We start from the raw sequence: 6,864 nt of genomic DNA on the forward strand, positions 1-6,864 counted from the left end.
ACGCTGGGCGCTGGCGCTGGCCGACGGGTTCTGGCAGTGGTCGTTCCGCGAGGGCGCGGGTCGGGTCACGTACCAGCGCCTGTGGGCGGCCGTCGCCGGCTGGCTGGTGCAGGAGCGGCCGCTGGCCGAGGGGGGTGCCCTGCGCCCGACGCGGCGAGTGGCAGCGCGGGGGGAGCAGTTGCGCTGGGTGGCCGCCGGCCTGGCTGCGGACTCGCTGGCTGTGAGGATCCGCACGGAAAAGGGCGAGGCCGTGCTGGACACCACCGTGGTGGCGGTCCGCGGCGACACGGCAGCCACCCGCGTGCTGCCGCCCGGGCATTACCGCTACGAAGTGCGCGCACTTCGCGGCGGCCGCGAGGCGGCCCGGTCGGCCGGGCCACTCACCGTCGAGAGCTATTCGCCCGAGTTCGCGCGGCCCGCGGCTCGGCTCGAGCAGCTCGCCCGCGGCACGGCCGCCGCCGCCCGGGGTGTGGACGCGTGCGGCGCCGGCGGCCGGCCGCTCCATGCGACCGCCTGGCCGTACCTGCTGCTCGTGCTCCTGGTGACCACCGAGTGGGTGCTCCGCCGCCGCTGGGGGCTGCGCTAATGCTTCGCTCCGCATGACACGCAAACTACTCTTCAGGCGAGCGGAGGAGCGAGATGGCCAAGGTAGAGCGTGTGCTGGCGCGCAAGATCCCCGGAGCACCCCACGAGACGCTGCTGGTGCTGGATGCGACCGTGGGGCAGAACGCCGTCATGCAGGTCCGCACCTTCGCCGCCTCGCTCTCGCTCTCCGGACTGGTGCTGGCCAAGCTGGACAGCACCGCCAGGGGTGGAATCGTCCTGGCGCTCAAGTCGGAGTTCGATATCCCCGTCAAGCTGGTGGGCACGGGCGAAGGCATGGCTGACCTCGAGCAGTTTGACATCCCGCGATTTGCCCGGGAGGTGCTGGAGGCGTAGGGTTGGATGGGTTTTCAGGCACGGGTCAGGCACGGGTACGGGCACGCGTACGCGTGCGCCTACGCATACGCATATACGCATACGGCTACGGGATCTGATACGGGATCGGGATCGGGATCGGTACGGGATCTGGTACGGGATCTGGTACGGGATCGGATCGGGATGGGGATCGGCTAGCCCCGGAGCATTCTAGATGTCCTCTGCACTGGACCGGCCGGCGCAGTACCTGAAGGGCGTGGGCCCGAAGCGGGCGGAGGCGCTGTCGCGGCTGGGCGTGGAGACGGCGCGCGACCTGTTGTACCACCTGCCGCGCCGCTACGAGGACGCGAGCACCGTCGCGCGCATCGGCTCGCTGGAAGTGGGAATGGACGCCACGGTAGCGGGCGAGGTGGTGAGCAAGGGTGTGATCCCGACGCGGTCGGGTCTGCGGATCTTCCAGGCAGTAGTGCGGGACGAGAGCGGGCTGATCGAGTGCGCGTGGCCGGGGCAGCCCTTTCTGGACCGTACCATTCAGAAGGGCGATCTGCTGCTGGTGACCGGCCCTGTGCGCTTCTTCCACGGCCGTCAGCTCCAGCCGCGGGAGTACGTGGTGCTGGGGCGCGCGGACGAGGACGAGGGCGTGAGCGGCAAGGTGCTGCCCATCTACCCGGCCACGGAAGGGCTCTCCTATCGCGTGATCCGCGGCATCCTGGACGCGAACCTGACCGTGCTGCTGCGACAGGTGGAGCGGGAGGAGGTATTCGCGCCGGCCCAGCTCGGGGCCGCCGGCCTCCCGGCCTTGAAGGAGGCGCTCGAGCTGCTGCACCGCCCCTCGTCGCTGGCAGACGCGGAGCGGGGCCGGCGCCGGGTGGCGTACGAGGAGCTGTTCTTCGTGCAGCTCCTGCATGCGCGGGCGCAGCACCGGATGACGGCGGCGGTGCCAGGGATCGAGTTCCGGCGCACGGACGAGCTGATTGCAGCGCTCTACCGGCGGCTCCCCTTCCAGCTCACGGCTGCGCAGACGCGCGTGCTGCAGGAGATCATGGCGGACATGACTTCACCGCTTCGCATGAACCGGCTGCTGCAGGGCGACGTTGGCTCGGGGAAAACGGTCGTCGCCCTGTTTGCCGCACTGCTGGCGGCGGAGTCCGGCTACCAGAGCGCGGTCATGGCGCCCACCGAGCTGCTCGCGGAGCAGCATGCCCGCACACTGCGCGAGCTGCTGGGAGAGCTGCCCGTGGGCATGGCCCTGCTGACCGGGCGGGTGGGCGGCGCCGAGCGGCGGGATGTGCTCGAACGGGTCGCTTCCGGCGCGGCGGCGATCGTGGTAGGCACGCATGCGCTCATCCAGGAGGGAGTCAGCTTTCACCGCCTGGGGCTGGTGGTGATCGACGAGCAACACCGCTTCGGCGTGCGGCAGCGCATGGCGCTGGCGGCGCGGGGCGAGACGCCGGACGTGCTGGTCATGTCGGCCACGCCGATCCCACGGTCTCTGGCCCTCACGCTCTACGGCGACCTCGAGCTCAGCGTGCTGGACGAGATGCCGGCGGGCCGCCGCCGGGTGGAGACGGCGCTCCGGCCGGAGAGCACGCGGGCGCGCGTGTACGACTTCGTGCGGCGCGAGGTCGCACGCGGGCGCCAGGCGTACATCATCTACCCACTGGTCGAGGAGTCCGAGAAGCTGGAACTGCGCGCGGCGACGGAGGAATACGAGCGCCTCGCGGCGCAGGTTTTCCCCGACCTGCGCCTCGGCCTGCTGCACGGCCAGGTGTCGCCCGAGGAGCGGGAGGCGACGATGCGTGCCTTCCTTGCCGGTGAGCTGGACATCCTGGTCTCGACCACCGTGGTCGAGGTGGGGATTGATGTGCCCAACGCTACAGTCATGCTGATCGAGCACGCGGAGCGCTTTGGCCTCTCGCAGCTCCACCAGTTGCGCGGCCGCGTGGGCCGGGGAGCGGCGGCCAGCACCTGCATCTTGCTGGCTCCGGCCGGGGGCGAGGCCAGGGAGCGGCTGCGGGTGTTCCTGGAAACTGATGATGGGTTCGAGATCGCGCGGGCCGACCTGCGCCTGCGTGGCATGGGCGACTTCTTCGGCGCGCGGCAGCACGGGCTGCCTGAGTTCCGCTTCTTCGATCCGGAAAAGGATTACGAGCTGCTGCTGCGAGCGCGCCAGCACGCGCAGGCGGTCATTGCCCGCGATCCGGAGCTGCAGCGTCCGGAGCACGAGCGGCTGCGCGCCGTGCTGGCGGCGCGGTTCGGCGAGCGGGAGCGGATGTACGAGGTGGGGTAGGCGAACAGATCTCGGTCTCGGGCTCGGAGTTCTGTGGGGGAGTCTCCGCCGGGTCCGCTTCCGGCGCAGCTAGGGCGCTGCCGGAAATGCGAAGCGGAGCTCGACGCCGCCATCGGCGCGGGGCTGGATCTGGAAGCGCTCCGGGTCGTAGGGGATGTTGGGTGGTGTGCTCTCCTCGCGCAGGTCCAGGATGAAAAGCAGGACGCTGGCGGCCACGCCCACCTGGCTGGCCAGCAGGGCCATGCGGGCGCGCCGGTCGAGCCTCACCACGTCCTGATACATGGCCTCGAGCTCGGGATCCTGGTAACGCTCGTCCGGAAGCCGCTGGCTGCATTTCTGGGGCTGCTGCTGGCAACGCGCTTCGAGCGCGCGGAACTTCTCGTCCGAGTCGTGCTGGACGCTGAAGCCGTAGGCGGCCGAGGCGACGGACGCCGCGACGGTTGCCCACTTCGCGAAGCGCAGCGGCGGGACCCCGCCCACTCGCCTGGACCAGCTCTTCTCCGCGCGATTCTCGGGCTCGAATCGCTGGGCGCGCTGCTGGGCGGCGCCGGCCGCGGGCAGCAGCAGCATCGCCGTGCAGCACAGTGTCATGAGCAACGGCTTCATGATGCGGGCTCCTTCAGCTTCACGATCGTCCCGCGCAGCAGGGGCACGTAGATGGCGCCGTTCTGCACGGTAACGGGCGCGACAATCGAGTCTTCGAAGTCCTGTTTCCACACGGTCGTCCCATCGCTCCGCAACAGGAAGAGCTGCCCGTCGAGCCGCCCGACCAGCAGCCGGTCCTGCGCCAGTGTCAGGGCCGCTCGGGCGGCGCCGCCCAGGCTGGCGATCCTCTCGCCTGCGCGGCCGCCGCGTGGAACGCGCCAGACCTCGGCGGAGCGGGTAAGGACGTAAAGCGATCCGTCCGCTGCCACGGCGGGCGCGGCCAGGATCGGCGCGCCGAAGGGCGCGCGCCACACCTCGACCAGTCCTGGCAGGAGCAGTGCCAGCACCTCGCCCGAGTGCAGCGGCAGGTAGAGTGTATCCTCGAGCAACGCGGGAGCGGCGGAGACGCTGGCGGGCAAGGGCGCGCGCGCCGCGACCCGGCCGGTTGGCCGATCGAGGAGGTAGAGCGTGTCTGCCGTCGTCGGCAGCAAGAGACTCTCCTGATAGGGGATGGGAGTCGAGGCCGCTGCGGCGAGTTTGGTCTTCCACAGCTCCTCTCCATTACGCGTGTCGAGCGCGAAAAGGTTCCCGCCCTCGGTGCCCAGATAGACAGCGTCGCCTACCAGGAGCGGCGGGAAGGGCGTCGAGCCGACCACGCGCGCCCAAAGCCGCCCGCCACTCTGCAGCTCGAGGGCCAGGGCCTTCCCCTCTCTTTGCTCCTGCGCGAGGAAGAGCCGCTCGCCGCGCCAGACCAACCCACCCGTGACCGGCCCGTCCATCCTGCGCTCCCAGAAGTGCTCGCCCGTTTCGGCGGAGAGGGCCGCGACAATGCGGTTCCCGGCGGCGAGCAGGACGGGCCCTTTCACCAAAAGCGGCGAGAGCAGGCCGCGCCCGACCTCGACGCGCCAGGCTTCCTCGACCGCGTCGGGCGCCCGCTCGCCGGCGTGGCCAGCGCGCCGCACGTCGCCGAGCACCGTGGGCCAGGCGCCCTCAGGCAGCCCGGTGGGCAGGGGCCGGAGCGGCCGGGCGCAGCCCCCGCCGAGGAGCAGAAAAGCCAGTAACCACCACAAATTGACACCTCTCCCAGCGCGGTCTACCTTGTTCGCTCCCAGCGCCCGCGGCGGCGAGCGCTGGCCCCCCTGGCCCAACTGGCACCCCTGGCCCTTTACCTGGAGGTTCCACGCCGCATGGCCGTCCCCAGCGAGGTGCGACAGCTGGACCGGCACACGGGCCAAGCCGTCGTCGTGCACGGCTGGGTGCAGACCGTGCGCACCCACGGGAAGGTGGGGTTCGTGGTCGTGCGCGACGGCACGGGCATCGTCCAGGGCGTCCTCCTCCAGAACGAGGTCGCGCCTCAGATCTGGGAGCGGTTCGGCTCCCTGACACAGGAGACGAGCGTCACGGTCACGGGCACGGTCCGTGCCGAACGCCGCGCGCCCGGCGGCTACGAGCTGGGTGTCTCGGACCTCGAGGTCGTTGGCCGGTCCGAGGACTACCCGATCCAGCCTAAGGAGCACGGCGTCGACTATCTGCTGGACCGCCGCCACCTCTGGCTGCGGTCGGGCCAGCAGCGGGCGATTCTGCGCGTGCGGGACGAGGTCGAAAAGGCGATCCACGACTTCTTCTACGAGCGCGGCTTTGTCCGCATCGACACCCCGATCTTGACGGGCGCTATTGGCGAAGGCGGTGCGGGCCTGTTCCAGGTCGACTACTTCGATCAGCCGGCCTACCTCGCGCAGACGGGGCAGCTCTACGTCGAGGCGGCAGCCGCCGCCTTCGGCAAAGTGTACTGCTTCGGCCCCACGTTCCGCGCCGAAAAATCCAAGACCCGGCGGCACCTCACGGAGTTCTGGATGTGCGAGCCCGAGGTCGCGTGGTACGACTCGGAAGACAACATGCGGCTCCAGGAGGCGTTCGTCACGTACCTGGTAGAACGCGCGCTGGAACGCTGTCGTGACGAGCTGGCAGTGCTGGAGCGGGATCGGACGCCACTCGAGCGCGTGCAGCCGCCCTTCCCGCGCCTGGACTACTCGGAGGCCGTGCGCCGGCTGCAGCAGCAGGGGAGCGAAATCCAGTGGGGGCAGGACCTGGGCGGCGGCGATGAGACCACGATTGCCGACATGTTCGACCGTCCCGTCTTCGTCTACAACTACCCCAGGGCCGCCAAGGCCTTCTACATGAAGGAGAACCCGGCGGACCCGCGCACCGTGTTGTGTGACGACCTGCTTGCGCCCGAGGGGTTTGGCGAGATCATCGGCGGCAGCCAGCGCGAGGACGACCACGACCGGTTGCTCGACTGCATCCGCGAGGGGGGGCTCCCCGAGCCGGCCTACGGCTGGTACCTCGAGCTGCGCAAGTACGGGACGTTCCCGCACTCCGGCTTCGGACTCGGCCTCGAGCGCACTGTCGCCTGGATCTGCGGGCGGCGCCACATCCGCGAGACGAGCCCGTTCCCGAGGATGCTGAACCGGTTGTACCCTTGAAGCGAGCCAGAGCTAGGGCTAGGGCTAGGCTAGGGGAGGGAAAGGGGCTAGGGCGAAGGCCCTTGCGCTCGCCCTTGCCCTTGCTTGACTTCCTGCCACAGCGATTCCAGCTCGTCGAGCGAGGCGCGGCCGAGCTCGAGGCCGCGCTCGCGGGCGAGGCGCTCGAGGGCGGCAAAGCGGTCGCTGAACTTGCGGTTGGCGCGCTGCAGTGCGTGCATGGCGTGAACGCCCGCGAGGCGGGTGAGGTTCACGACCGCGAAGAGCAGGTCGCCGAGCTCTTCTTCCAGCGCGGGCGACGGCTCGGCTTCGAGTGCGCTTCGAACCTCTTCGAGTTCCTCTACCACTTTCTCGAAGGCGCCGCGCGCGTCGGCCCAGTCGAAGCCGAGGGCACTGACCCGCTGCTGGATGTGGTGTGCGCGGGATAGGGCGTCTTTGCCTTGCGAGGGCTTCATGGCCGGCCTATAGTCAAAAGCCTTGTGGAGTTATGTCAATCGTAGCGGAAGCGCGGGCCTGGGTCGAGGTGGACCT

General features: G+C 69.9%; 7 protein-coding genes. 4 read left to right on the top strand and 3 right to left on the bottom strand.

All coding sequences use genetic code 11. From position 1 onward, the window contains the following. The 3 genes from HY703_08730 to recG all read left to right on the top strand — a co-directional run. A partial coding sequence (locus tag HY703_08730; protein MBI4545266.1) for a hypothetical protein occupies positions 1 to 586 on the top strand: 586 nt, incomplete at its 5' end. A gap of 53 nt (positions 587 to 639) precedes the next feature. After that, on the top strand, positions 640 to 939 hold the full coding sequence (locus HY703_08735) for a hypothetical protein (protein MBI4545267.1): 300 nt from the start codon (positions 640 to 642) through the stop codon (positions 937 to 939). Between the two features lie 193 nt (positions 940 to 1,132). Next, on the top strand, positions 1,133 to 3,208 hold the full coding sequence (gene recG, locus HY703_08740; GenBank protein ID MBI4545268.1) for an ATP-dependent DNA helicase RecG: 2,076 nt from the start codon (positions 1,133 to 1,135) through the stop codon (positions 3,206 to 3,208). A 69-nt stretch (positions 3,209 to 3,277) separates the two neighbouring features. On the opposite strand, the gene HY703_08745 is transcribed toward recG, so the two are convergent. Together HY703_08745 and HY703_08750 are read right to left on the bottom strand one after the other, a co-directional pair. Further along, positions 3,278 to 3,814, bottom strand: coding sequence for a hypothetical protein (locus HY703_08745; protein ID MBI4545269.1), 537 nt, complete (start codon positions 3,812 to 3,814; stop codon positions 3,278 to 3,280). Beyond that, complete coding sequence (locus HY703_08750; protein MBI4545270.1) at positions 3,811 to 4,923, bottom strand: PQQ-binding-like beta-propeller repeat protein; 1,113 nt, start codon at positions 4,921 to 4,923, stop codon at positions 3,811 to 3,813. Before HY703_08750 ends, HY703_08745 begins: the two co-directional genes overlap by 4 nt. A gap of 117 nt (positions 4,924 to 5,040) precedes the next feature. Between HY703_08750 and asnS the strand changes: the two genes are divergently transcribed. Then, positions 5,041 to 6,336 (top strand): asparagine--tRNA ligase, encoded by a 1,296-nt coding sequence (gene asnS, locus HY703_08755; GenBank protein ID MBI4545271.1) that lies wholly within the window; start codon positions 5,041 to 5,043, stop codon positions 6,334 to 6,336. Positions 6,337 to 6,383: 47 nt separating this feature from the next. On the opposite strand, the gene HY703_08760 is transcribed toward asnS, so the two are convergent. Next, entirely contained in the window at positions 6,384 to 6,788 is a 405-nt protein-coding gene (locus HY703_08760) for a hypothetical protein (GenBank protein ID MBI4545272.1), read from the bottom strand. Between the last annotated feature and the right edge of the window lie 76 nt (positions 6,789 to 6,864).

The sequence above is a fragment of the Gemmatimonadota bacterium genome, from assembly GCA_016209965.1.
GTDB lineage: Bacteria > Gemmatimonadota > Gemmatimonadetes > Longimicrobiales > RSA9 > JACQVE01.